Source organism: Ferranicluibacter rubi, from assembly GCF_011603255.1.
In the GTDB taxonomy this organism is placed as follows: Bacteria; Pseudomonadota; Alphaproteobacteria; order Rhizobiales; family Rhizobiaceae; genus Ferranicluibacter; species Ferranicluibacter rubi.
Genome location: NZ_JAANCM010000001.1, coordinates 392,641 through 415,634, shown reverse-complemented (window position 1 = coordinate 415,634; position 22,994 = coordinate 392,641). Strand labels below are relative to the sequence as shown.

26 protein-coding genes are annotated in these 22,994 nt (G+C 63.8%); 15 read left to right on the top strand and 11 right to left on the bottom strand.

Annotated elements, in window-relative coordinates; translation table 11 throughout:
- Positions 1-133: 133 nt before the first annotated feature.
- From lnt to trmB, 4 genes are all read left to right on the top strand, one after another.
- Positions 134-1,729 carry an apolipoprotein N-acyltransferase gene (gene lnt / locus G8E10_RS01945; protein WP_167126337.1) on the top strand — a complete coding sequence of 532 codons (1,596 nt, stop codon included), beginning with the start codon at positions 134-136 and terminating at the stop codon, positions 1,727-1,729.
- Between the two features lie 151 nt (positions 1,730-1,880).
- Positions 1,881-2,306, top strand: a complete 426-nt coding sequence (locus G8E10_RS01940; protein WP_110800260.1) for a helix-turn-helix domain-containing protein — start codon at positions 1,881-1,883, stop codon at positions 2,304-2,306.
- 219 nt (positions 2,307-2,525) lie between these two features.
- On the top strand, positions 2,526-3,767 hold the full coding sequence (gene metK, locus G8E10_RS01935; protein WP_167126334.1) for a methionine adenosyltransferase: 1,242 nt from the start codon (positions 2,526-2,528) through the stop codon (positions 3,765-3,767).
- Between the two features lie 82 nt (positions 3,768-3,849).
- A complete protein-coding gene (trmB, locus tag G8E10_RS01930) occupies positions 3,850-4,566 on the top strand; it encodes a tRNA (guanine(46)-N(7))-methyltransferase TrmB (protein WP_167126331.1) in 717 nt (238 codons plus the stop codon).
- Positions 4,567-4,578: 12 nt separating this feature from the next.
- On the opposite strand, the gene G8E10_RS01925 is transcribed toward trmB, so the two are convergent.
- The 3 genes from G8E10_RS01925 to G8E10_RS01915 form a co-directional block, all read right to left on the bottom strand.
- Positions 4,579-5,472: a DMT family transporter gene (locus G8E10_RS01925; RefSeq protein ID WP_167126328.1), complete on the bottom strand. Its 894-nt coding sequence runs from the start codon at positions 5,470-5,472 to the stop codon at positions 4,579-4,581.
- Between the two features lie 114 nt (positions 5,473-5,586).
- Positions 5,587-5,844, bottom strand: coding sequence for a BQ00720 family protein (locus G8E10_RS01920; RefSeq protein ID WP_062595250.1), 258 nt, complete (start codon positions 5,842-5,844; stop codon positions 5,587-5,589).
- 140 nt (positions 5,845-5,984) lie between these two features.
- Positions 5,985-6,413, bottom strand: a complete 429-nt coding sequence (locus G8E10_RS01915; RefSeq protein ID WP_110800256.1) for an Hsp20 family protein — start codon at positions 6,411-6,413, stop codon at positions 5,985-5,987.
- Between the two features lie 204 nt (positions 6,414-6,617).
- On the opposite strand from G8E10_RS01915, the gene G8E10_RS01910 reads away from it, so the two are divergent.
- Positions 6,618-7,562, top strand: coding sequence for a nucleoside hydrolase (locus G8E10_RS01910; protein ID WP_167126325.1), 945 nt, complete (start codon positions 6,618-6,620; stop codon positions 7,560-7,562).
- 75 nt (positions 7,563-7,637) lie between these two features.
- Here G8E10_RS01910 and G8E10_RS01905 read toward each other — a convergent pair whose 3' ends face one another.
- From G8E10_RS01905 to G8E10_RS01895, 3 genes are all read right to left on the bottom strand, one after another.
- The gene (locus G8E10_RS01905; protein WP_167126322.1) at positions 7,638-7,958 is read right to left on the bottom strand and encodes a hypothetical protein; all 321 of its coding nucleotides are present in this window, start codon (positions 7,956-7,958) and stop codon (positions 7,638-7,640) included.
- 98 nt (positions 7,959-8,056) lie between these two features.
- Positions 8,057-8,956: a ribokinase gene (locus G8E10_RS01900; protein ID WP_167126318.1), complete on the bottom strand. Its 900-nt coding sequence runs from the start codon at positions 8,954-8,956 to the stop codon at positions 8,057-8,059.
- A gap of 62 nt (positions 8,957-9,018) precedes the next feature.
- Positions 9,019-10,203, bottom strand: coding sequence for a DNA recombination protein RmuC (locus tag G8E10_RS01895; RefSeq protein ID WP_167127093.1), 1,185 nt, complete (start codon positions 10,201-10,203; stop codon positions 9,019-9,021).
- Positions 10,204-10,394: 191 nt separating this feature from the next.
- Between G8E10_RS01895 and def the strand changes: the two genes are divergently transcribed.
- The 3 genes from def (at position 10,395) to truA (ending at position 12,671) form a co-directional block, all read left to right on the top strand.
- Positions 10,395-10,919 (top strand): peptide deformylase, encoded by a 525-nt coding sequence (def, locus tag G8E10_RS01890; RefSeq protein ID WP_132711598.1) that lies wholly within the window; start codon positions 10,395-10,397, stop codon positions 10,917-10,919.
- A gap of 72 nt (positions 10,920-10,991) precedes the next feature.
- Entirely contained in the window at positions 10,992-11,927 is a 936-nt protein-coding gene (gene fmt / locus G8E10_RS01885; protein WP_167126315.1) for a methionyl-tRNA formyltransferase, read from the top strand.
- Positions 11,928-12,671 carry a tRNA pseudouridine(38-40) synthase TruA gene (truA, locus tag G8E10_RS01880; RefSeq protein WP_132445996.1) on the top strand — a complete coding sequence of 248 codons (744 nt, stop codon included), beginning with the start codon at positions 11,928-11,930 and terminating at the stop codon, positions 12,669-12,671.
- Positions 12,672-12,677: 6 nt separating this feature from the next.
- On the opposite strand, the gene G8E10_RS01875 is transcribed toward truA, so the two are convergent.
- Positions 12,678-13,277, bottom strand: coding sequence for a hypothetical protein (locus G8E10_RS01875; RefSeq protein WP_132664057.1), 600 nt, complete (start codon positions 13,275-13,277; stop codon positions 12,678-12,680).
- Positions 13,264-14,505 carry a succinyl-diaminopimelate desuccinylase gene (gene dapE / locus G8E10_RS01870; RefSeq protein WP_167126312.1) on the bottom strand — a complete coding sequence of 414 codons (1,242 nt, stop codon included), beginning with the start codon at positions 14,503-14,505 and terminating at the stop codon, positions 13,264-13,266. Before dapE ends, G8E10_RS01875 begins: the two co-directional genes overlap by 14 nt.
- 116 nt (positions 14,506-14,621) lie before the next feature.
- On the opposite strand from dapE, the gene G8E10_RS01865 reads away from it, so the two are divergent.
- From G8E10_RS01865 to G8E10_RS01850, 4 genes are all read left to right on the top strand, one after another.
- Positions 14,622-14,900, top strand: a complete 279-nt coding sequence (locus G8E10_RS01865; protein ID WP_132446005.1) for a metal/formaldehyde-sensitive transcriptional repressor — start codon at positions 14,622-14,624, stop codon at positions 14,898-14,900.
- Positions 14,897-15,895, top strand: a complete 999-nt coding sequence (gene dmeF / locus G8E10_RS01860) for a CDF family Co(II)/Ni(II) efflux transporter DmeF (protein ID WP_167126308.1) — start codon at positions 14,897-14,899, stop codon at positions 15,893-15,895. The genes G8E10_RS01865 and dmeF overlap by 4 nt, the downstream gene beginning before the upstream one ends.
- Before the next feature lie 98 nt (positions 15,896-15,993).
- Entirely contained in the window at positions 15,994-17,034 is a 1,041-nt protein-coding gene (locus G8E10_RS01855; protein ID WP_167126305.1) for an aldo/keto reductase, read from the top strand.
- Between the two features lie 118 nt (positions 17,035-17,152).
- Positions 17,153-18,304 (top strand): GAF domain-containing sensor histidine kinase, encoded by a 1,152-nt coding sequence (locus G8E10_RS01850; protein WP_281517366.1) that lies wholly within the window; start codon positions 17,153-17,155, stop codon positions 18,302-18,304.
- 21 nt (positions 18,305-18,325) lie between these two features.
- Here G8E10_RS01850 and dapD read toward each other — a convergent pair whose 3' ends face one another.
- Entirely contained in the window at positions 18,326-19,183 is an 858-nt protein-coding gene (gene dapD, locus G8E10_RS01845; RefSeq protein ID WP_132664047.1) for a 2,3,4,5-tetrahydropyridine-2,6-dicarboxylate N-succinyltransferase, read from the bottom strand.
- A gap of 169 nt (positions 19,184-19,352) precedes the next feature.
- Here dapD and G8E10_RS01840 point away from each other — a divergent pair, with 169 nt between their 5' ends.
- Complete coding sequence (locus tag G8E10_RS01840) at positions 19,353-20,252, top strand: LOG family protein (RefSeq protein ID WP_110800243.1); 900 nt, start codon at positions 19,353-19,355, stop codon at positions 20,250-20,252.
- Positions 20,253-20,334: 82 nt separating this feature from the next.
- Positions 20,335-20,757 carry a pyridoxamine 5'-phosphate oxidase family protein gene (locus G8E10_RS01835; RefSeq protein ID WP_132664045.1) on the top strand — a complete coding sequence of 141 codons (423 nt, stop codon included), beginning with the start codon at positions 20,335-20,337 and terminating at the stop codon, positions 20,755-20,757.
- Between the two features lie 78 nt (positions 20,758-20,835).
- On the opposite strand, the gene G8E10_RS01830 is transcribed toward G8E10_RS01835, so the two are convergent.
- Together G8E10_RS01830 and G8E10_RS01825 are read right to left on the bottom strand one after the other, a co-directional pair.
- Complete coding sequence (locus G8E10_RS01830) at positions 20,836-21,354, bottom strand: EF-hand domain-containing protein (protein WP_167126299.1); 519 nt, start codon at positions 21,352-21,354, stop codon at positions 20,836-20,838.
- A 187-nt stretch (positions 21,355-21,541) separates the two neighbouring features.
- Positions 21,542-22,255, bottom strand: coding sequence for a pyrimidine 5'-nucleotidase (locus tag G8E10_RS01825; RefSeq protein WP_167126296.1), 714 nt, complete (start codon positions 22,253-22,255; stop codon positions 21,542-21,544).
- A 105-nt stretch (positions 22,256-22,360) separates the two neighbouring features.
- Here G8E10_RS01825 and G8E10_RS01820 point away from each other — a divergent pair, with 105 nt between their 5' ends.
- Positions 22,361-22,993, top strand: a complete 633-nt coding sequence (locus G8E10_RS01820) for a histidine phosphatase family protein (protein WP_167126293.1) — start codon at positions 22,361-22,363, stop codon at positions 22,991-22,993.
- The last annotated feature ends 1 nt before the right edge of the window (position 22,994 follow it).

Below are 22,994 nucleotides of genomic sequence, written 5' to 3'. Positions count from 1 at the left end.
GATCAGCAACAGGACACATGCTCTGGGCATGCCTGATGCATCATGAAGAGCGTGGGACATCGACCGGTGCCACGGGATCATCGTGGCGTACGGTGCCGGATACCCGGATCGTAGCAGGCGGATAGGATTGCGAATGGAACGTTTGGCCGGCAGGATCATGCTGTCGTCGGGTCTTCGGCGGGCATCCCTCGCGTTTCTGGCCGGGCTGGTCACGGTCCTCGCCTTGCCGCCGTTCAACATCTTCGCCGTTCCGTTTCTGACCTTCCCCGTTCTCGTCTGGCTGCTCGACGGCACGTCCGGTCAGCCGGAACACGGCCCGCTTCGCCGGGCGCTGCCTGCCTTCTCGCTCGGCTGGTGCTTCGGCTTCGGTTATCTCCTCGGCAGTCTTTGGTGGCTCGGCAATGCGCTGTTGGTGGAGGCCGACACCTTCGCCTGGGCGCTGCCGCTCGCCGTCGTCGGCCTGCCGGCCGTGCTTGCGATCTATTACGGCTTGGCTGCATTTGTCGCCCGTCTGCTCTGGTCCGACGGGGCAGGGCGCATCGCGGCGCTCGCCGTCGCCTTCGCAGGCGCCGAATGGCTGCGCGGCGTTCTGTTCACGGGCTTCCCCTGGAACGCGATCGGAATGGCTGCCATGCCGGTGCCGCTCCTCATGCAGTCGGTCTCGCTGGTCGGCATGGTCGGCATCAACCTGCTCGCCGTCTTCGTCTATGCCGCGCCAGCCCTCATCGGCACCCGCAAGGGCATGGGCGTCGGTCTGACGCTCGCGGCCGCTCTGGTCGCGGCTCATGTCGGCTATGGCGCTTACCGTCTGCACGAGCCCCAGCCGCCCGCAGCCGAGCCGCAGACAACGGTGAGGATCGTCCAGCCCGTCATTGATCAGGCCCGAAAACTCGACGACAGCGAGCGCGCCTCCGTCTTTGAGGCCCATCTGGCACTGAGCGCAGCGCCACCCGAGACGGGTGGCAAGCGGCCGGATATCATCGTCTGGCCGGAAACGGCCGTGCCCTTCATCCTCACGGACAATCCGGATGCCCTGACGCGGATCGCCGATGTGCTGCAGGACGGGCAGCTCCTCGTTACCGGCGCTGTCCGCACGGAAGATGCGGGCGCCGGCCTGCCGCCGCGCTACTACAATTCCGTCTATGTCATCGACGATCGTGGCCAGATCGTCGGTGCGGCCGACAAGGTCCACCTAGTGCCCTTTGGCGAGTATCTGCCGTTCGAGGATCTTCTGTCGCGCATGGGGCTGAACGCAATCGCAGCCTCCATGCCGGGCGGCTTCTCATCGGCAGCCACCCGCACCATCCTGACGCTGCCGGGCGGGCGCACGCTTTATCCCCTGATCTGCTACGAGGCGATTTTCCCGAACGAGATCGGCAGCGACGCGCTCTCCACCGGCGCGCTGCTCAACATCACCAATGATGCCTGGTTCGGCGATACGCCGGGGCCCTACCAGCACTTCCAGCAGGCGCGCCTGCGCGCGGTCGAGAATGGCGTCCCGATGATCCGCGCGGCCAATTCCGGCATTTCAGCGGTCATCGATGCGCGAGGAAATGTCGTCTCCGGCCTTTCTCTTGGCGAACGTGGCTTTTTCGACACAATTCTGCCCGGTCGTGCGGCTTTGGTCGCCGCGCCCGAGCAACAGCGGAGGCACGCTCTCGTTCTGGTGCTGTTTATGATGGTGTTCGCGATACTTTCTCGTTTTGGTTTTGTTTTTCGGCAGAATTGACCCAAAACGCGCGAAGTTGCATAGTGCCGCTGCCGTCAAACGCACCTATGCTCGGAGGGGAATGACCCGGACTACGTGGCATGGCATGTGGTCTGCTCTTTGCAACGGCCGAAGTACGGGCTGAAGTAACTTCGAATAATAGGAACCCGCTATGATTGAGAACAAAAAGAAGCCGAATCCGATCGACATCCATGTCGGAAGTCGGATCAGGCTTCGCCGGACAATGCTTGGAATGAGCCAGGAGAAGCTGGGCGAAGCACTCGGCATTACATTTCAGCAAATTCAGAAATACGAAAAAGGCACAAACCGTGTCGGTGCGAGCCGCCTTCAGAACATCTCCGCTATTCTCAATGTTCCGGTGTCCTTCTTCTTCGAAGATGCGCCTGGCGATGGCGGGTCCGGCAGCGGTGCGTCCGGCATGGCCGAAGCCTCAAGCTCCAACTATGTCGTCGACTTCCTATCGTCGTCCGAAGGCCTCCAGTTGAACCGGGCTTTCGTCAAGATCGGTGACCCCAAGGTCCGGCGCAAGATCGTCGATCTGGTCAAGGCGCTCGCGGCAGACGTCGACTCGGAATAGTGCAATGAGATTCGTATGAAAAGAGCGGCTTACGGGCCGCTTTTTTCATGTCGACCAGGACGCTGTGAAAAATCGGTTTCACGCCGCAGCAAGCCAAAATTCGGCAATAAACAACCTCATTTGTTGATATAAAGATATATTTATGTCCTTGTGCGCTTGTCTTTTACGGGCATACTTACTACACCGTCGAAGCCTGTTTTCACTGAGGGGACGTCCCGCATGCGTGCTAACTACCTGTTTACTTCCGAGTCCGTGGCCGAGGGACATCCCGATAAGGTTTGCGACCGGATTTCGGACGAGATCGTCGATCTGGTCTATCGCGAAGCAGCAAAAACGGGTGTCGATCCCTGGGGCGTGCGCATCGCCTGCGAAACGCTGGCGACCACGAACCGCGTGGTGATCGCCGGTGAGGTCCGCCTGCCGCCGAGCCTGATGAAGAAGGACAAGAACGGCAAGGACGTCATCAATCCGGCCAAGTTCAAGACGGCTGCCCGCAAGGCCATCCGCGAAATCGGCTACGAGCAGGACGGCTTCCACTGGAAGACTGCGAAGATCGACGTGTTGCTGCACTCGCAGTCGGCCGATATCGCCCAGGGCGTCGATAACGCAGCCGACAAGCAGGGTGACGAAGGTGCCGGCGACCAGGGCATCATGTTCGGTTACGCCTGCCGCGAAACCGCCGATCTCATGCCGGCCCCGATCTATTACTCCCACCGTATCCTTCATTTGCTCGCCGCCGCCCGCAAGAAGGGCGAGGGCGATGCCGGCAAGCTGGGCCCGGACGCAAAGAGCCAGGTCACCGTGCGCTACGTCGACGGACAGCCGAAGGAGGTCGCCTCCATCGTCCTGTCGACCCAGCATCTCGACGAGAGCTGGGATTCCGCCAAGGTGCGCGCCGTCGTCGAGCCCTATATCCGCGAAGCGCTGCACGACATCGAGATTGCGGCCGACTGCAACTGGTACATCAACCCCACCGGCAAGTTCGTCATCGGCGGACCGGATGGCGATGCAGGCCTCACGGGCCGCAAGATCATCGTGGACACCTATGGTGGTGCCGCACCGCATGGCGGCGGCGCCTTTTCGGGCAAGGACACGACCAAGGTCGATCGTTCCGCAGCCTATGTTGCCCGCTACCTCGCCAAGAACGTCGTGGCGGCTGGCCTGGCCGATCGCTGCACGATCCAGCTGTCCTACGCCATCGGCGTTGCCCAGCCGCTTTCGATCTATGTCGATCTGCACGAAACCGGCAAGATCAGCGAAGATGAAGTCGAAGCCGCGATCCGCAAGACGATCGACCTTTCGCCCTCCGGCATCCGCCGGCATCTCGATCTGAACAAGCCGATCTACGCCAAGACATCGGCCTATGGCCATTTCGGTCGCAAGGCCGGTCGCGACGGCTCGTTTTCCTGGGAGCGTCTCGACCTCGTCAAGCCGCTGAAGGATGCGCTGAAAACCGCCTGAACCGTTTCGGTTTGCGTGAATGTGTGACAAGAGAGCGGATGCCTTTACCGGCATCCGTTTTTGTTTTTGGAGACGTCAGCGCATGACAGACAAGCGCCCCTCCGGGTCCCCCACCCGGGCCACAGAGGCCTTTTTCGGCCGCCGCAAGGGAAAGCCGCTGCGGGCGAGCCAGGCAGCGCAGCTGGAGCATGGCCTGCCGACGTTTCGCCTCGACCTCGATGCGCCCGCGCCGGACGATCTGAAGAGCCTCTTCCCGGATGCCGTTGAGCGCGTGCGGCTAGAGATCGGCTTCGGGGGCGGCGAGCATCTGATCCACCGCGCCGTCGAACAGCCTTCGACCGGCTTCATCGGTGTCGAGCCCTTCGTCAACTCCATGGCAAAGCTGGTCGGACGCGTCGAAGAGGTCGGCGCGCGCAACATCCGTCTGCATGACGACGATGCGACGCAGGTTCTCGACTGGCTGCCGGCCGCGAGCATCGACCAGATCGACCTGCTCTATCCCGACCCCTGGCGGAAGCGGAAGCACTGGAAGCGCCGGTTCGTCTCGCCCGTCAATCTCGACCGTTTCGCCCGCGTGCTGAAGCCCGGCGGCCTGTTCTGCTTTGCCTCCGATATCGATACCTATGTGAACTGGACGCTGCTGCACTGCCGGGATCACGCCGCCTTCGACTGGCCTGCCCGCAACGCCAGCGACTGGCTGACGCCCTACGACACCTGGCCGAGCACGCGCTACGAGGCCAAGGCGCGGCGCGAGGGGCGCAGCTCCGCATATCTCACCTTTCGGCGCAAAGAGGCCTGAGGCTTCGGATTGTCAAGGGACGGGCTTGAGCTTCGGTTTGCGCCCGAAGGGCACGAGGCCGAGCACCAGCGCGCAGCCGGCGATGATGACGGCAGCACCGGCGATCTGTATAGGGGCGATCGGCTCGTCGAGCACGACGGCGCCGACGAGAACGGCAACGACCGTTACGGCGAATTCGACGCTGATGGTGCGCGTGGCGCCGATGGAAGCGACGAGGCGGAAATAGGTGACGTAGGTCAGCGCGCTCATGACGCAGGCAAGCACCAGAAGCGCACCGACATCCGACCATGAGGGCAGGCCCGGCACCGGGACCGCCAGCAGAAGCGGCAGCGTCATGATCCCGCCCGAGAGGAATGCGCCGATCGTGACCTCCAAAGATCCGATGCCGCGCAGGCGGTGGCTCGCATAATTGCTGCCGAAGGCGGCGCAGAAGGCACTGAAGAGCGACGCGGCACAGCCGAGAAGAAAATCGGGCGTGATGGGCACAGCGGGAAAGCCGACCAGCAGCACGATCCCGATCGTGCCGGTGACGAGCCCGAGCAGCCCCTGCGCCCGCATTCGCTCCAGCTTCCAGAGATGCGCGATCACCATGGAGAAGAGCGGGATCGCGGCGACCAGAATCGCCGCCATCGCCGTTCCGATGCGCGGCGTTGCATAGGAAAGGCCGATAAGTTGCCCGGCAACCGTGGTTGCACCGACGATGACGAAGGGCAGCCGGCGTGCGCCGAAATGAAGCGCACGACGACGCAAGGCTGCGAAGGCGAGAAGCGTGCCGCCGGCGACAAGACTGCGCAACGTGACCGCGCCGCCCCAGCCGAAGGCATCGACCACGTGCAGGAGCACGAGGAACGAGAGGCCCCAGGCGAAGGCGAGGAACAGATAGGCGGCGACGTCCTGCTTTTTCATGCCCTCCGGTTATCCGAAGGCAGGCAGGACGGCAAAGACTTTTGCGGGGAAGATATGGACGCCGCTATGGCCGAATTTCATGGCGGGCGGCGTCGTTCAGGCAAGGGCTGCGAATCAGTGAAGCGTGACCGTCTTCAGGTCGTCTTCGGCAGCCTTGAAGAAGGTGCTGGAACGGTTGTCGGTGAGGAGAATCGGGGTGCCATCGGCGCCGAAGAGGGCCCAGAGGTCAAGACCCGGCTCCATGCTGGGAGCCTCGGGAAAGCAGCGCGAGACTTCGTCAGACCGCATTTTCCGGATGTAACCGACTTCACCTGCACCAAGATGTGCCAGGTCGGTTTTCGACAAATGGCTGCTGACGTGCTTCAATCCCATGAACTCTCTCCTCGTTGCCGCACGAACCTTTCCTCGAAAAGGTCACGCGACATAAGATTATGTTTTCATGCGAGGATTGGCGAAATTCGCAACCAGGGTCGCCAGCCTTGCAGCCGGCGAGGTCACCCTTGCCGGTGAGATCACTCTGAGACCAAAATGTTAATTTTCTTTACCATACGAGCAGGTTCCGGACGAATGAGATCGACGGAAAGCAGTCCGTTGCGCAATTCGGCCTTCAGCACCTCCATGCCCTCGGCAAGCACAAACATGCGCTGGAACTGACGTGCCGCGATCCCGCGATGGAGATAGTCGCGCTCTTCCGTGTCGGTCTGGCGGCCGCGAATGACGAGCTGGTTCTCCTCGATCGTCACGTCGAGATCGTCTTCGGCGAAGCCGGCCACGGCGAGCGTGATTCGCAGGCGCTCCGGCTCTTCCGCCATCCCGCCGCGGACACGTTCGATATTATAGGGAGGATAGCCGTCATTGCCCTTGGCGACGCGTTCGAGCGTCTTCTCCATGGCGTCGAAGCCCAGCATCAGCGGGCTCGTAAAAGGCGTCAGGCGGCTCATATCTCGTCCTTGCAAACCTCAAGCGACCGATGCGCGAACCCGCGAGGCGGCGTCCGCGCTGGATATATGGGGTGGACCTCCAAGACGCGCAAGCCGCCTTGCACCTCTCTTCATGCGAATCACCACGGCCGTGCAACGACGCCTGACAGCGCTTAGGGAATCATTCTATGGAGGAGGTATCGACAGCAGGATAAGGATATCGCCGTGACCGCACCCGCCAAGATCATCATCGACACCGATCCCGGACAGGACGACGCGGCCGCCATCATGCTGGCGCTCGCAAGCCCGGAAGCGCTCGACGTCGTCGGCATCACGGCCGTTGCCGGCAACGTGCCGCTGAGCCTCACCGCCCGCAACGCCCGCATCATCTGCGAGCTCTCGGGCCGTCCGGACGTCAAGGTCTATGCCGGTGCCGACAAACCGCTCTCGCGCACGCTCGTAACGGCGGAGCACGTCCACGGCTCGACCGGCCTCGACGGCACTATTCTCGCCGAGCCGACCATGCCGCTGCAGGACACGCATGCCGTGGATTTCATCATCGAGACGCTGCGCACTGAGCCCGAGGGAACTGTGACCCTTTGCACGCTGGGCGCTCTTACCAATATCGCGCTGGCACTGCAAAAGGCGCCGGAGATCGCGGGCCGGGTCAAGGAACTGGTGATGATGGGCGGCGGCTTCTTCGAGGGCGGCAACATCACGCCGGCGGCGGAGTTCAACATCTATGTCGATCCGGAAGCGGCCGACATCGTCTTCAAGTCCGGCATGCCCATCGTCATGATGCCGCTCGACGTGACGCACAAGGTGATGACGCTGAAATCGCGCATCGATCGCATCCGCGCCATCGGCCGCCCGGCCGCCGTCGCTATGGCGGAAATGCTCGATTTCTTCGAACGCTTCGACATCGAGAAATACGGCAGCGATGGCGGCCCGCTGCACGACCCGACCGTGATCGCCTACATGCTTCGCCCGGAGCTCTTTTCCGGTCGGGACTGCAACGTCGAGATCGAGACGACGTCGGAGCTGACGGTCGGCATGACCGTCGTGGACTGGTGGCAGGTCACGGGCCGCCCGCACAATGCGAAGGTCATGAAGGACGTCGATGCCGACGGTTTCTTCGATCTTCTGACGGAGCGGCTCGCGCGCCTTTGAGCAGGGTACAGTCAACGAAAAACCGCGCGACCCTTGCGGACGCGCGGCTCTGGATATCTATCCTGTCGCTGGCGCTTAACGCCACCAGGACCGGGGCTCGGGCTGGCTCGACGAACCGAGAATGTAGCCGACGGCAACACCGATGGCCGTCGCGAGAACGACGACACCGGCGATTCCGGTCGGGTGTTCGCGTGCAACATCCGCCACAGCGCGACTCTCGGCCTTTACCTGTGCCACAGCCTTCTTCGCGTAGGGCGCTGCCGCATCGTAGGCTTCTGCCGCTTTCTCGCGCGTATCGCTGTAGGCACGGGTGCCCTGCGAGGAAACGATCTTCGTCAGGCGCGCGACTTCGTCACGAAGGGCGCTGACATCTTCACTGGAGGAATTGAAAGACATTTCGGGTTCTCCTTGTCTACCGAACGCTAAACGCCCTCGGGCAAGGATTGGTTCCGGTCAGGCAGACGCTGCCGGAACTCCGGGTCTCGCGACAGCCCTCAAAGGGCAGCATCTACCGCGCTCGCGAGCGGAATGGCGGGCTGGGCGCCAGACTTGAGGCAGGCGAGCGAGCCTGCGACCGCGGCCCGCCGCAGGGCCGTCTCGAACGGCAGTCCGGCATCGAGCCCGGCTGCGAGATAGCCGCAGAACGTATCGCCGGCGCCGACCGTATCGACAGGCTCGATCACGAGGCCGTCTGCCGCAAACATTTCACCCTCATGCATGGCGATGACGCCGTCCGCACCCAGCGTGACGATGACCGTCTGGCCCGTTTCGGCACTGAGCGCACGGATTGCCGACTGGCGCTCTTCCGGCGACAGCCGGTCCCGGCCGGCGAGGCGCTCGAATTCGGTTTCGTTGGCCACCACGATATCGGCCATGCGGCCAAGCGCTGCGGCATGTTCGGTCAAAGGGGCGATATTGATGATCGAGCGGACACCGCGCTCGCGGGCGGCGAGAAGCGCGCCTTCGACGGCTTCGGGCGGTATTTCGAGCTGTAGCACCAGCGTATCCTGCGGCGTCATCGTTTCGATGGCGGCCAGCGCATCCGCCTCGTTGACGGTGCCGTTGGCGCTGGCGACGACCACGATCACGTTTTCGCCATCGCCGCCGACCAGAATATGCGCGGTGCCCGTCGGCTCGCTTGCGGTCTTCACCAGAGACAGGTCTGTCCCCGCCTCCTTCATGAGGCCGAGGGCGGATTCGGCGAAGGCATCCCAGCCAACGGCGCCGGCCATGCGCACGGAAGCGCCTGCGCGGGTTGCAGCCAGCGCCTGGTTTGCGCCTTTGCCGCCGGCTGCCGTGGTGAAACTGTTGCCCGTCACCGTTTCGCCCGGTTTCGGCAGGCGCGCCGTGGTGGCGATAAGGTCCATATTGATGGAACCGAAAACGGTGATCATGCAATGCCTCCCGAATGCGCCGCGTTGAACGGCGTGTGTAAGCCGGACACTGCCCGACGCTCTCAGTCCTCGTCAACCACTCTCAGCTTTAGCGAACCGATGCGGCTGCCGGGGGCAGACGTTTGTCCGGGCTGCGAACTGGCCGGAATGGGTGACGCGGGGTCCGCAGACGCGACGCCTCCGCCCTCCTGCAGGTCCAGCGCCTCGATCTTCGCGCCCCGGCGTTTCAGCTTGTCGGACGAGATCAGGATGTCGTCGACGTCCTTCTGCGTGGTGGTGAAGTGCCCGTGCAGCTTGCGCACCCGCTCGTCCAGCCGCGACAGGTCCTCCATCAGCCGCACGACTTCGTCCTGGATCAGATGGGCTTGCTCGCGCATGCGATGGTCGCGCAGGATCGCCTGGATGACCTGAATGGAGAGCAGCAGCAGCGAGGGCGAGACGATGACGACGCGCGACCGGTGCGCCTTCTGGACGATGCTTTCGAAATGCTCGTGAATGTCGGCGAAGATCGACTCGGAGGGCACGAACAGGAAGGCCGTATCCTGCGTCTCGCCAGGGATCAGGTATTTCCCGGCGATGTCCTTGATATGCACCTCGATGTCGCGCCGGAAGAGGAGCGATGCCTGTCGTTTCAGCTCCGGCGTTTGTGCCGCCCGCATGGCGTTCCACGCCTCCAGCGGAAACTTCGCATCGATCGCCAGTCCCGGCTGGCCGTTCGGCATGCGGATAATGCAGTCCGGCCGCGAGGCGTTGGACAGCGTCGCCTGAAATACATAGGCGCCCTGCGGCAGGCCGTCGGCGATGATCGTTTCCATGCGCCCCTGGCCGAAGGCGCCGCGCGTCTGCTTGTTGGCAAGGATCTGCTGCAGCCCGGCCATGTCTTTGGCAAGCGACTGGATGTTCGTCTGGGCCGTGTCGATCACGGCCAGCCGCTCCTGCAGCGTGCGCAGGTTCTCATGCGTCTGCCGCGTCTGCTCGGTGATCGAGGCGCCGATGCGCTGCGTCATGCCGTCGATCCGCTGGTTGATCGACTGGTTCAGCTCGTATTGCCGCGTGCCGAAGATGTCGGCGATGGCCGCGATCCGGCCCTGCATCTCGGTCTGCGACTGGATCAGCGCGGCCATCTGCTCCTGCGCCGTATCGGCATTGGCTGCGCCCCGGCGGCGAAAGGCAGCGAGGATGGCGAGAGCGACGAGAACCGCTGCGCCGACCAGAAGCCACGCGAAAACGGACGCGGAGAGGCCCATCGCGTTGGCGGCTGCGAGCACGATATCGGTGAGCGAGAAAGCGTTCATGGCCGGACTGTACCGAAATTTATCGCCAAGGCCAGATCAAATCGTGAACATCATCTGGGTCTGCGACAAATTCCGCGTGAAAATCAGCGCAAATTCTCGGTGCCCGAATTCCATCGCCAGAAAAGATCGGCTATCACGACGCCATGACGATCAAGCCTCTTATCATCCTGCCCGATCCCCTGCTTCGCCAGATCTCCGCGCCCGTCGAGCGTGTCGACGACGACGTGCGCCGGATCGCCGACGACATGCTGGAAACCATGTACGACGCGCCGGGCATCGGGCTGGCGGCAATCCAGATCGGCCTTCCCCGCCGCTTGCTGGTGATCGACCTTGCCAAGGAGGGTGATGACGCGGCGCCGCAGGTCTTTATCAATCCGGAAATTCTGACGTCGACGGACGAGCGTTCGGTCTATGAGGAAGGCTGCCTGTCGATCCCCGACTATTACGCCGAGGTTGAGCGCCCCGCTGGCATCACCCTGCGCTATCTCGACCGCGAGGGTCGCCAGCAGGAAATCGCGGCGGATGGCCTGCTCGCCACTTGTCTGCAGCACGAGATCGACCACTTGAACGGTGTGCTGTTTATCGACCACATCTCCAAGCTGAAGCGCGAGATGGTCGTCCGCAAATTCACCAAGGCCGCCAAGACCCGCGGTTCGAAGGCGATCTGATCGGGGCGGGCCGCCGTCAGCTGCCGGCGCGACCGTGCTATCGCCCGGCCGCGTTATCCAGAGGAGGCCATCATGCCGCTGCGCATTATTTTCATGGGAACGCCGGAGTTCTCCGTGCCGACGCTCGCCGCACTGGCGCAGGCTGGCCATAAGATCGCTGCCGTCTACACCCAGCCGCCGCGTCCCGGCGGCCGACGCGGGCTCGATCTGCAGAAATCCCCTGTGCATCAGGCCGCAGAACTGCTCGGCATCGAGGTTCGCACGCCGTTGAATTTCAAGACGGACGATGACCGAGAAGCGTTTCGCGCGCTGGATGCCGACGTGGCCGTCGTCGTGGCCTATGGCCTGCTTCTGCCGGAAGCCATTCTGTCGGGCACGCGGCTGGGCTGCTACAACGGCCATGCCTCCCTGCTACCGCGCTGGCGCGGTGCTGCCCCCATCCAGCGGGCGATCATGGCGGGCGACCGGGAAACCGGCATGATGGTCATGAAGATGGAGAAGGGGCTCGACACCGGCCCCGTGGCCCTGACGAGCCTCGTCACCATCGGCCCCGACATGACGGCGGGCGAGCTGCACGACAAGCTCATGGTGCGCGGTGCGGCCCTGATGCGCGAGGCACTGGAGAAGCTGGAAGCGGACGATCTGCCGCTGACCCCGCAGCGCGAGGAGGGCGTCCTCTATGCCGCGAAGATTGCCAAGGGCGAAACCCACATCGATTTCGCCAGGCCGGCGCAGGAAGTCCACGATCACATTCGCGGCCTGTCGCCCTTTCCGGGCGCCTGGTTCGAACTCGACATCGCCGGCAAGCGGGAGCGGGTCAAGGTTCTCGCCTCCACGGTCGAGACGGCCAGCGGTGAGACGGGCACGGCCCTCTTCGACGACCTGACGATTGCCTGCGGGGATGGCTCCATCCGCCTGACGCGGCTGCAGAAGGCGGGTGGCAAGGTTCTGCCCGCTGACGAATTCCGGCGCGGTACGCCGGTTCCCGCCGGCACGAGGCTGTTCTGAATGCCGCGCTTCCGGCTTCTGGTGGAATATGACGGAACGTCCTATGTCGGTTGGCAGCGCCAGGACAATGGCCGCTCCGTACAGGGCGCCATCGAAGGCGCCATCCTGCGGCTGACGGGCGAGACCGTGGCGGTCCGCGGCGCGGGCCGCACCGACTCCGGTGTGCACGCCCGCGGTCAGGTGGCGCATACCGATCTCACCCGCGACTGGCCGGCGGAAACGCTGCGCAACGCGCTGAACGCGCATCTTGGCCAGCATGGTGAGCGGGTCGCGATCCTCGACGCCGAATCCGTGCCGGAGACGTTCGACGCGCGCTTCTCGGCCCTTCGCCGCCACTACCTCTACCGCATCATCTGCCGCCACTCGCCTCTGGCGCTCGAAGCCAAGCGGGCCTGGTGGGTGGTGAAGCCGCTGGACGCGGGGCTGATGCACGAGGCGGCGCAGACGCTGGTCGGCCGGCATGATTTCACCACGTTCCGCTCTGTCCACTGCCAGGCCAATAGCCCCGTGCGCACGCTCGACCGGCTGGATGTGACGCGGGATGGAGACGTGATCGAGATTCGGGCCACGGCCCAGAGCTTTCTCCACAACCAGATCCGCTCGCTGGCGGGAACGCTGAAGATGGTGGGCGAGGGGAAGTGGCCGGTCGAGCGGGTACGTGCTGCCCTCGACGCCTGCGATCGCAAGGCCTGCGGCCCGGTCGCCCCGCCGGATGGGCTCTATTTCATGCAGGTTGATTACTGACCGGCTTTACGCCGGCAGCAGGCCGAAGCTGCGCTGCAGCATTTCGCCGATCATCAGCGACGGCAGGATGAACAGAGCGGAGAGCGTTGCGGCGAGCAGCGTCTGATCACCGCCCGTGATGACTTTCAGCACCCGGAAGATCGCGATGATGATGGCAATGAGGGCAATCAGCGAGAGCATGCCCGTCAGCCCTTCGCTGCCGGGAACGACCAGCCGGATGGCCGCCGGAAACGCCATGCCGTAGAAGGTCGGGATCGACAGCCAGTTGGTGACGACGATGATCGCGCTCAGTGCCGGCCCGTAGCCGAGCGGCCGGGCGAGCATGATGATCAGCAGGATCGGCAGGATCCAGGTCGCGACATCCACGATGAACAGCTTGGCGATGAAGGCGAGACCCGCCGTCGAGCCATCGGGCATGTTGGCAAGGTAGAACATGCGCCAGGCCGACCAGCTGACGGCCATCGCCGGCAGGCACCAGAGAATGGCGGCAAAGGAGCGCCAGACGCCGGAGGCGCTCAGATCCAGCCAGTCGAAGCCTTCCGGCTTGCCCAGCACCAGCATCCAGACGCCCTTGAGGTAGATGCCGATCTCGTCAAGCTGCGGCATTGTCGAACCAGCGTTCGAGAAAGGCGAGATAGATGCCGGTCAGCGTTTCCAGATCGGCAACGGAGACGCGCTCGTCCACCATATGCATCGTCTGGCCGACGAGCCCGAACTCCACCACCGGGCAGTGATCCTTGATAAAGCGCGCATCCGAGGTGCCGCCCGTGGTCGAAAGCGCCGGCTGCCGGCCGGTCACGGCCTCGACGGCGGACGAGAGCGACGAGATGAGCTGGTTGCTGCGCGTCAGGAAGACGTGGCTCGGCCGCTCGTTCCACACGAGATCGTAGCGAACGGGATCGCGACCCGGCCGGAGCGGGCCATCCGCGGCTGCCCGGTCGAGCCGCGCGATGATCTCCGCCTTGAGGCTGTCGGCGTCCCACGTATCGTTGAAGCGGATGTTGAAGCGGAAGGTCGCGCGTGCCGGGATGACGTTGACGGCGGGATTGCCGACATCGAGGCTGGTGACCTCGAGGTTCGACGGCTGGAAGTTTTCCGTGCCCGCGTCGAAGGGCGGATCCATGAGGGCGGTTGCAAGCTGCAGCGCGCCCCGCACCGGGCTGTCTGCCAGATGCGGATAGGCGGCATGGCCCTGCACGCCGTGAACCATGACGGTGCCCGACAGCGAGCCGCGCCGGCCGATCTTGATCATGTCGCCGAGCCGGTCGGGATTGGTCGGCTCGCCGACGATGCAGGCGTCCCAGCGCTCGCCGCGGGCCTTCGCCCAGTCGAGCAGCTTGGTGGTGCCATTGATGGCGGGGCCTTCCTCGTCACCGGTGATGAGGAGAGAGATCGCCCCCTTCGGCGCTCCGTGCCGGTCGACGTAACGGGCGACGGCGGCGATGAAGCAGGCAATGCCGCCCTTCATGTCGACCGCACCGCGGCCATACATCATGCCATTTTCGACGGTGGCGGAGAAAGGCGGGTGCGTCCACGCCGCCGCGTCGCCGACAGGCACGACGTCGGTGTGGCCGGCAAACAGCAGGTGCGGACCGCCGGGGCTGCCGAGGCGGGCATAGAGGTTCTCGATATCGGGCGTCCCCTCTTCCTGCGCGAGCACGCGGTTCACTGAGAAGCCGAGCGGCGCCAGCATGGCATCGAGCACCCCGAGCGCGCCGCCTTCGGCAGGCGTCACGGATGGGCAGCGGATGAGGGCGGCCAGATTGGCCACCGGGTCGCTGGAAGAAGGCGCGGAAGAGGAATGAGCGGAGGATGCGGGATCGGCAAGGGACATGAAGGCAGCCTGTTGATTCCGCAAAGATGTAGCCGATCGCTCCCCGGCTGTCACGGCAGTTCGCTGATGCAGCAACGGATTGCGAGAGAGGGTAATATAGGGTATCCCCCTATGCTATGTCGCATATGTCGAAGAACAAGACCAAGCTGATCGCCCGCGTCCGCCGCCTCAGGGGGCAGTTGGAGGCGATCGAACGCGCGTTGGAAGCGGATGAGCCCTGTGGCGCCATCCTCAACCAGGTCGCGTCCGTTCGCGGTGCGGTCACCGGGCTGACGGCCGAGCTGATCGAGGATCACATCCGCAACCACGTGGCCGACCCTGATACGGATGACGATCCCGAGCGGGCGAGGGGTGCCGCAGATCTGATCGAGGTGATGAGGACCTACCTGAAATGACCGAGAACCGCCTTTCGAGCCCGCACGAGCACGTCTTCCTTGGCCGCGACCATGCGCGCAACGAGCGTCGCACATGGATCGTCATCGCGCTGACCGCCGCCATGATGGTCGCGGAAATCGTGGCCGGCACCGCCTTCGGCTCCATGGCGCTGGTCGCGGATGGCTGGCATATGTCCACCCACGCAGCCGCGATGCTGATCACGGCCCTTGCCTATGTCTATGCCCGGCGCAATGCCCGCAACCCGCGCTTCACCTTTGGTACGGGCAAGCTTGGCGATCTCGCAGGCTTTGCCAGCGCCATCGTTCTGGCCCTCGTCGCTTTGTTCATCGCCTGGGAAAGCGCGCTGCGGCTGTGGTCGCCCGTGTCGATCGACTTTCATCAGGCGATCGCCGTCGCAGCCCTCGGCCTAGCCGTCAATCTCCTCTGCGCCTGGCTGCTCGGCGGCGATCATCATCATGGACACGGTGGTCATAGCCATGGCGATGGCGGGCACCATCATGACCACACCCATGGTCATGATCACCCCCACCACGATCATCATTCGCAAGCCCCGCACCACACGGATAACAATCTGCGCGGCGCCTATCTTCATGTGCTCGCCGATGCCCTGACCTCGGTCCTGGCCATTGCCGCGCTGGTTCTTGGCAGCCTTTACGGCTGGCTCTGGCTCGATCCTGCCATCGGTATCGTCGGTGCGCTCGTCATCGCCCGCTGGTCGTTCGGCCTCCTGCGCGACAGCGGCGCGGTTCTGCTCGATTACGGTCCCGCAGGCGAAGATCTGCCCGACGAAATCCGCCACGCCGTGGAGGATGGCGATGTCAGGATCACCGACCTGCACGTCTGGCAGCTCGGCCCCGGCCATCACGGCGCCATCGTCGCGCTGAAGGCAGCGAGCCCGAAGCCTCCGGCCTTCTACCGCGCGAAACTCGCGCATATCACGGAGCTTTCGCATGTGACGATCGAGGTGGAGGCGGCAGACTTCGAAGTAGCTTGAGTGTACGGAAGATGACGCTGGACCTGCGTCGACCCTCCTCTAGCTAGTAGGTCAGAACGCACCCAAAGCGATCCATATCGACAGGATGGGAACAGACCATGCGCTACAACCAGCTTGGCAATACCGGCCTCTTCGTCTCCGAGCTCTGCTTGGGAACGATGACCTTCGGCTCGCCGGACGATCCGCGATGGGGACCGATCGCGGATGTCGACCAGGACGCGGCCGACCGGATCGTCGAGCGGTCGCTGGCCGCCGGCATCAATTTCATCGATACCGCCGACGTCTATTCCTTCGGCCAGTCGGAGCGGCTGCTGGGGCAGGCGCTGAAGAACAACGCGGTTGCCCGCAAGGACGTGATCATCGCCACCAAGGTCTATGGTGTGATGAGCGACAAGCCCAACGACCGCGGCGCCTCCCGTGGCCATATCATGGACTCGGTCGAGGCAAGCCTCGAGCGCCTGCAGACCGACCATATCGACCTCTACCAGATCCACGCCACCGATCCCGTCACGCCGATCGACGAAACCCTGCGCGCGCTGGACGACCTCGTCTCCCGCGGGCTCGTGCGGTACATCGGCGTCTCCAGCTGGCAGGCCTGGCGGATCGCGAAGGCCCTCGGCATCTCTGAACGCAAGGGCTACGCCCGCTTCGACAGTTTACAGGCCTATTACTCGATTGCCGGGCGCGATCTGGAGCGGGAGCTTGCTCCGTTACTGCTGGAGGAAAAGCTCGGCCTCATGGTCTGGTCGCCGCTGGCCGGCGGGCTCCTGTCCGGCAAGTATGGCCCGGGCGCACCCGGAAACGGCGAGGGCCGCCGCGCCACCTTCGACTTTCCGCCCGTCGACAAGGACCGGGCCTGGGCCTGCGTTGCCGCCATGCGCGAGGTCGGTGAAAAGCATGGTGTCAGCGTCGCCGAGATCGCGCTCGCCTATATTCTCGCCAAGCCTTTCGTCAGCACCGTCATCATCGGCGCCAAGCGGCTGGAACAGCTGGAGCAAAACCTGAAGGCCACCGAGGTTCGGCTGGATGCCGAGGATCTCGATCGGCTCGGCACGGTCAGCGCGCTTGCCCCGGAATATCCCGGCTGGATGGTGGAGCGGCAGGCCGCCAACCGGCGCCCCGAGCCTTTCAAACGTTAGATATCGCTACATCAACGGAGCGTCATCAGGGCAGATGCTCCGTTGCGCCCATTGCTTGTGGGTGTGCGAAAGGTTACCCTCGCAACCACGTCTAATGTTCTGTTCCGAGAGTATACCGTTGCCCGATCTGGCCGCCGAATCCGTCGATATCGTCTCCAGGATCGATGCCGTACCGAAAGTTCTGGATGTCGTCTGCCGCGTCACCGGCATGGGCTTTGCTGCCGTGGCCCGCGTCACGGAAAGCCGGTGGATCGCCTGCGGCGTTCTCGACAAGATCGACTTCGGCGTCGCCCCCGGCAATGAATTGGCTATCGAGACGACCATCTGCAACGAAATCCGCGATCATCGCGAAGTCGTCATCATCGAGCATGTGGCCAAAGACCCGGAATTCGCCTGTCATCACACGCCGGCGCAATACGGCTTCCAGAGCTACATCTCCGCCCCCATCCTTCTCTCGGACGGCTCCTTCTTCGGCACGCTCTGCGCCATCGATCCCGCACCCAACAAGCTCAACACGCCTGAGATCGTCGATATGTTCCGGCTGTTTGCCGAGCTGATCGCCTTCCACGTCGATGCCCGTCGCAAGATGGAGCAGGACCGGCATGCGAACGAACTGCGCGAACAATTCATCGCCGTTCTCGGCCACGACCTGCGCAATCCCCTGGCCTCGATCGACGCGGGCACGCGCATGCTGGCGCGCACTGACCTCAGCGACAAGTCGAAGACCGTGGTGGAGCTCATGCGTGCCAGCGTCGTGCGGATGTCGGGTCTCATCGACAATGTCCTGGACTTCGCGCGCGGGCGTCTGGGCGGCGGGCTGGCGGTGGAGCAGGCCGAGCGCGTGCCGCTGCGGCCCGTGCTGGAGCATGTGGTTGCCGAGCTGAGCATCGCCAATCCCGGCCGGTCGATCGAAACCGATTTCAGCGATTGCCTCGTGCGCTGCGACGAAGGCCGGATGGGCCAGCTCGTCTCCAACCTCGTGGCAAATGCCCTGACGCATGGCAACGCCGATAGCCCGATCCGGGTGAGGACGGCGGAGGTCGGACGCGAGTTCATTGTCAGCGTCACCAATTCGGGCAAGCAGATCCCGCAGGCCGTCCGGCGCGACCTGTTCAAGCCCTTTGTGCGTGCCACGGTCGAGCATGGCCGCGAAGGATTGGGCCTCGGGCTCTATATCGCCTCAGAGATCGTCAAGGCGCATGGCGGCACGATCGACGTCACGTCGAACGAAGCGGAAACCTGCTTTACCTGCCGGATCCCGCTTCGCTGAAGCGCTTTATGCAAGGCGACCTCAGTCGCGCAGCAGCTCGTTGATCCCCGTCTTCGAGCGGGTCTTCTCATCCACACGCTTGACGATGACGGCACAATAGAGCGCAGGTGCCGGCTGGCCGTTGCCCATCACCTTGTCGGATGCCAGCGCACCGGCAACGACGACGGAGTAGGGCGGCACTTCGCCATAGGTGATCTCGCCGGTGGCGCGGTCCACGATGCGGGTGGACTTGCCGATGAAGACGCCCATGCCGAGGACGGAGCCTTCCCGGATGATGCAGCCTTCCACGACTTCCGAACGCGCACCGATGAAGCAGTTGTCCTCGATGATGGTCGGGCCGGCCTGCATCGGCTCCAGAACGCCGCCGATGCCGACGCCACCCGACAGGTGCACATGGGCGCCGATCTGGGCGCAGGAGCCGACGGTGGCCCAGGTATCGACCATCGTGCCCTCGCCGACATAGGCGCCAAGGTTGACGAAGGACGGCATCAGGATGGCGTTCGGCGCGATATAGGCCGAGCGGCGTACGACGCAGTTCGGCACGGCGCGAAAGCCGGCGTTCTCGAATTCGTTCGCGCTCCAGCCGTCGAACTTGGAGGGCACCTTATCCCACCAGGTCGAGCCGCCCGGGCCGCCCTTGACGATTTCCATCGGGTTGAGGCGGAAGGAGAGGAGAACCGCCTTCTTGAGCCACTGGTTGACCGTCCAGTTTCCGTCCGATGCGCGTTCTGCAACCCGCACTTTGCCGCTGTCCAGCAGGTTCAGCGCCGTTTCCACGGCGTCGCGCACCTCGCCTTTCGTGCCGGTCGTCACCGTATCGCGGTTGTCGAAGGTGGTCTCGATCGTGGAAGCGAGAAAGGCAAGATCGTGGGAGGTCATCGCAAATCCTAAAAATCCGGGCTGATTTCCAACGCTGTAGAGCATGATGCCCGAGATTTGAAGCGTTTTTCGGTTGCGGCGCACCGGGAGGCACGGTCTATGTCACGGGAACGTAAGTGATGAGATTCGCCGGCCTTTGCTGCGGCCTGCGTTGGAGACGAGAGCCCCCATGACACGGATGAAGAAGCGGAATTTGCGGCGTAAGGACGGGGTCTGGGATCCCCTTGCAGACAGCGCGCAGGCACGGACCCGCGCGGCTAGCGTCGAAAAGACCCCGCAATCGCTCTCGCCATCCTATCGTCTGGCCTATGCCGACGAGGACTTTCTCTGCCGCGAGGAACTGCGGCCGATCCGCCTGCAGCTCGAACTGCTGAAGACCGAGATGGCGCTGGCCGAGCGCGGCATCACCTCCACCGTCGTCATGTTCGGCGGCGCCCGCATTCCCGAGCCCGGCAAGGATGCCTGGGCGGCCAAGAACGAGACGCAGCGCGAGAACCTGACGGCAGCCTCCGTCTATTACGACGAGGCCCGCAAGTTCGCGCGGCTCTGCGCGGAGCATTCGGCGCAATCCGGCTACAAGGAGTTCGTCGTCGTCACGGGCGGCGGGCCGGGCGTCATGGAGGCGGGCAATCGCGGCGCGGCCGATGTCGGAGCGCCGTCGATCGGGCTGAACATCGTTCTGCCGCACGAGCAGGCGCCCAATCCCTACGTCACGCCGGACCTCAGCTTCAACTTCCACTATTTCGCGATCCGCAAGATGCACTTCCTCGTGCGCGCCAAGGCCGTCACGGTCTTCCCCGGCGGCTTCGGCACGCTGGACGAGCTCTTCGAGACGATCACGCTGATGCAGACGGGGCGCATGGCGCTGGTGCCGCTCATCCTGTTCGGTGAAAAATTCTGGCGCTCCATCGTCGATTTCGACGCGCTCGCCGCCTTCGGCACCATCGCGCCGGGGGATGTCGATCTGATCCAGTTCGTGGATACCGCCGACGAGGCCTGGGACATCATCGCCCGCTTCTACGGCAGCGTCGATCCCGACTCCCTGCCGCTCGCGTCGGGCGAGAGATAGGACGTCCTTTCGCGCGAAAGCGGCAAGGCAACAAGTTGGTCCGGCCTGCGTTCTCCTGGGTCACGAAGAGGAGACTGAAGCCATGACCAACAAGACCCTTGCCGATCTCGCCGAAAAGATGCGCGAGATCGACATCTGCATGCTCTCGACGCACACCGATGGCGGCGCGATCGCCGGCCGGCCGATGAGCAACAACCGCAACGTCGATTACGACGGCAGCTCCTACTATTTTACGCTCGACGATACCCGCATGGTGGACGACATTAAGGCCGACTCCAAGGTCGCTCTCGCCTTCCAGGGGACCAAGGCCTTTCTGGTGGCCGTGGAAGGCAAGGCCGACCTCATCCGTGACAGGCAAGCTTTCAGGGAACACTGGTCTGCCGATATCGACAAGTGGTTTGCCGACGGCATCGACACCGAAGGTTTGGTGATGATCAAGGTCGTTGCCGAGCGCGCGCACTATTGGGATGGCGAGGACGAAGGCGAAGTCACGCTGAAAGCGTGAAGATCAGGGTCCGGTCGAAACGAAAAATGCCCCGGAGACGGGGCATTTCCATGTGAAGTGCAGGCTTCGTTTCCGGGATCAGATCTTCCGGGTCAGATCGGCCGCATCGATGAAGCCATCGCCGTTCGCGTCCCGCTTCTGGAAGCGCTCGCCAGCTGCTGCCGTCACCTCTGCCAGCGAGAGCGAGCCGTTCTTGTCGGTATCGGCCTGCTTGAACAGGCGCGGGCCCATGGCGGGGATCATGGCCGGGCGCAGTTCCTGCAGCTTGGCGCGAGCTTCCTGGCGCTCCGGGCCCTTGTCCGCCTTGCGCATCTCGGCACGCGCCGCCTTGAAGGCCTCGCGCTTGGCCTTCACCTCGTCGGGTGTGACCTGGCCGTTCTTGTCGGTATCGAAGGCGGCAAAGGCGCGCGATGCCGCTGCATCGGCCTCGGCGCGCGAAACCTTCCCGTCCTTGTCCGTATCCAACTGCTTGATCATCCACTCGGCGCGCTGCTCGCGCGTCGGGCCGTCGTGCTTGGCGGCGAATGACGGTGTTGCCAAGGCCGAGGCGGCGATGGCAACGGCGGAAAGTCCGAGGATGAGGGTTTTCTTGGTCATAAGTCGTCCTTGTCTAGAAGCATGCGCCATCGTCCCGAAAGGCAGGATATGGCCGCGTGCTGTGCTTGGGGGATGCGGTGCCGCTTTATCGCAGGGCTGACCGCAGCATGTTCGTCCCTGAGCACGAAGATAGAGGAGACGCCGCCAGGCACCAGTTAAACTTCGGTAATGAAGGCCGGGCGCTGGCTCAAGCGGAGAGCACGAGCCGCCGCAGGAAGCCGGCAAGGTCTTCCGTCACGAAGTCGATATCCGCGTTCCCGTCTTCGCTCTGTTCCCAGGCTTCCGCGAATTCGTACTCGAAATTCTGAGGCACCAGCAGAACCGTCTTCATGCCGAGCGCCTTGGGAACGGTCAGGTTGCGCGGCAGGTCCTCGAACATGGCGGCATGGCGGGTATCGACGCGGTTGAGGCTCGCAAACTTGTCATAGGTCGCGCCCGCCGGTTTCGGCACGTAGTCGGCCGCGACGATGTCGAAGATATCGTCGAAGTGATCGAGAATGCCAAGCGCCCGCGCCGCCATCTGCGCGTGCACCACCGTGCCGTTGGTAAAGATGAATTTACGACCCGGCAGCGCCTTGATCGCGTCCCCCAGCGCCGGATCGGGCGGGATGACATTGTAGTCGATCGCATGCGCCTTCTGCAGGAAGTCGTTCGGGTCGATACCGTGATGGACCATCAGGCCCTTCAGCGTCGTGCCGTGGTCGCGGTAATACTGCTTCTGGAGCAGCTTGGCATCGGCCGGCTCCATCTGCAGCAGGTCGGCCACGAAGGCCGTCATGTTGCGGTCGATCTGCGAGAACAGGTTGACGCGATGCGGGTAGAGCGTGTTGTCCATGTCGAACACCCATTCGGTGACATGGGCGAAATCGTCGATGGTCGGCAGTCGGTCGATCGAGGTCATGAGGGCCTGTTCCAGGAATGCAAAGTCGGGCGCCAGAAAAGAGCGGCAGAGAAGAGTGATACGCAAGCTGACAAACTATAAGTGTGCTGCGATAAGGAAACAGCCATGAGAACGATTTTCGTCGTCACGCACCCCGAATCCGCCCACCATGTCGAGAAGCGCGTCGGCGGATGGTTCGATACGTGTCTGACGAAACGAGGTCAGGTGCAGGCGGGCGCCATCGCACAGGCGCTTTTTGCGCGGATCGGCAACCGGCCGGTCGAGATCGTCAGCTCCGATCTGCTGCGCGCGTCTGAGACGGCCGATACGATCGCCGATCTGTTCCGAACCGGTATCACCGTAAACCGCGACCTGCGGGAAATCAGCTACGGCGCCGCCGAAGGGCGGCCGCAGGAATGGCTCGACCTCAGGCACGAATCCACTCCGGAAGACGACCGGCTCGACTATCGCAACAGCCTGACGGGCGGCGAGACCCGGCGGGAACTGGCGACCCGGATCTATGGGGCGATGGATGTGATCATGGCCCGCCCCTGCGACTGCCAGATCGTCGTCACCCACGGCTTTGCCCTGACCTTCGTCGTGGCGAAGTGGATCGGCATGCCGATCCATGCGGCCGGCTGGGTCGCCTTCAAGGTGGCGTCGGGCAGCATCACCCATCTCGAGCAGGACGATCTGTGGCAGAGCCGGGCGGTCGTTTCGCTCGGCGATGTCGCTCACCTCGAGACAGGTGCGGACTGAT

Bases quoted from the DNA above. Each gene is read 5' to 3' on its own strand.
- lnt (WP_167126337.1), top strand. From the start codon at position 134: ATGGAACGTTTGGCCGGCAGGATCATGCTGTCGTCGGGTCTTCGGCGG.
- G8E10_RS01940 (WP_110800260.1), top strand. From the start codon at position 1,881: ATGATTGAGAACAAAAAGAAGCCGAATCCGATCGACATCCATGTCGGA.
- metK (WP_167126334.1), top strand. From the start codon at position 2,526: ATGCGTGCTAACTACCTGTTTACTTCCGAGTCCGTGGCCGAGGGACAT.
- trmB (WP_167126331.1), top strand. From the start codon at position 3,850: ATGACAGACAAGCGCCCCTCCGGGTCCCCCACCCGGGCCACAGAGGCC.
- G8E10_RS01925 (WP_167126328.1), bottom strand. From the start codon at position 5,472: ATGAAAAAGCAGGACGTCGCCGCCTATCTGTTCCTCGCCTTCGCCTGG.
- G8E10_RS01920 (WP_062595250.1), bottom strand. From the start codon at position 5,844: ATGGGATTGAAGCACGTCAGCAGCCATTTGTCGAAAACCGACCTGGCA.
- G8E10_RS01915 (WP_110800256.1), bottom strand. From the start codon at position 6,413: ATGAGCCGCCTGACGCCTTTTACGAGCCCGCTGATGCTGGGCTTCGAC.
- G8E10_RS01905 (WP_167126322.1), bottom strand. From the start codon at position 7,958: ATGTCTTTCAATTCCTCCAGTGAAGATGTCAGCGCCCTTCGTGACGAA.
- G8E10_RS01900 (WP_167126318.1), bottom strand. From the start codon at position 8,956: ATGATCACCGTTTTCGGTTCCATCAATATGGACCTTATCGCCACCACG.
- G8E10_RS01895 (WP_167127093.1), bottom strand. From the start codon at position 10,203: ATGGGCCTCTCCGCGTCCGTTTTCGCGTGGCTTCTGGTCGGCGCAGCG.
- def (WP_132711598.1), top strand. From the start codon at position 10,395: ATGACGATCAAGCCTCTTATCATCCTGCCCGATCCCCTGCTTCGCCAG.
- fmt (WP_167126315.1), top strand. From the start codon at position 10,992: ATGCCGCTGCGCATTATTTTCATGGGAACGCCGGAGTTCTCCGTGCCG.
- truA (WP_132445996.1), top strand. From the start codon at position 11,928: ATGCCGCGCTTCCGGCTTCTGGTGGAATATGACGGAACGTCCTATGTC.
- G8E10_RS01875 (WP_132664057.1), bottom strand. From the start codon at position 13,277: ATGCCGCAGCTTGACGAGATCGGCATCTACCTCAAGGGCGTCTGGATG.
- dapE (WP_167126312.1), bottom strand. From the start codon at position 14,505: ATGTCCCTTGCCGATCCCGCATCCTCCGCTCATTCCTCTTCCGCGCCT.
- G8E10_RS01865 (WP_132446005.1), top strand. From the start codon at position 14,622: ATGTCGCATATGTCGAAGAACAAGACCAAGCTGATCGCCCGCGTCCGC.
- dmeF (WP_167126308.1), top strand. From the start codon at position 14,897: ATGACCGAGAACCGCCTTTCGAGCCCGCACGAGCACGTCTTCCTTGGC.
- G8E10_RS01855 (WP_167126305.1), top strand. From the start codon at position 15,994: ATGCGCTACAACCAGCTTGGCAATACCGGCCTCTTCGTCTCCGAGCTC.
- dapD (WP_132664047.1), bottom strand. From the start codon at position 19,183: ATGACCTCCCACGATCTTGCCTTTCTCGCTTCCACGATCGAGACCACC.
- G8E10_RS01840 (WP_110800243.1), top strand. From the start codon at position 19,353: ATGACACGGATGAAGAAGCGGAATTTGCGGCGTAAGGACGGGGTCTGG.
- G8E10_RS01835 (WP_132664045.1), top strand. From the start codon at position 20,335: ATGACCAACAAGACCCTTGCCGATCTCGCCGAAAAGATGCGCGAGATC.
- G8E10_RS01830 (WP_167126299.1), bottom strand. From the start codon at position 21,354: ATGACCAAGAAAACCCTCATCCTCGGACTTTCCGCCGTTGCCATCGCC.
- G8E10_RS01825 (WP_167126296.1), bottom strand. From the start codon at position 22,255: ATGACCTCGATCGACCGACTGCCGACCATCGACGATTTCGCCCATGTC.
- G8E10_RS01820 (WP_167126293.1), top strand. From the start codon at position 22,361: ATGAGAACGATTTTCGTCGTCACGCACCCCGAATCCGCCCACCATGTC.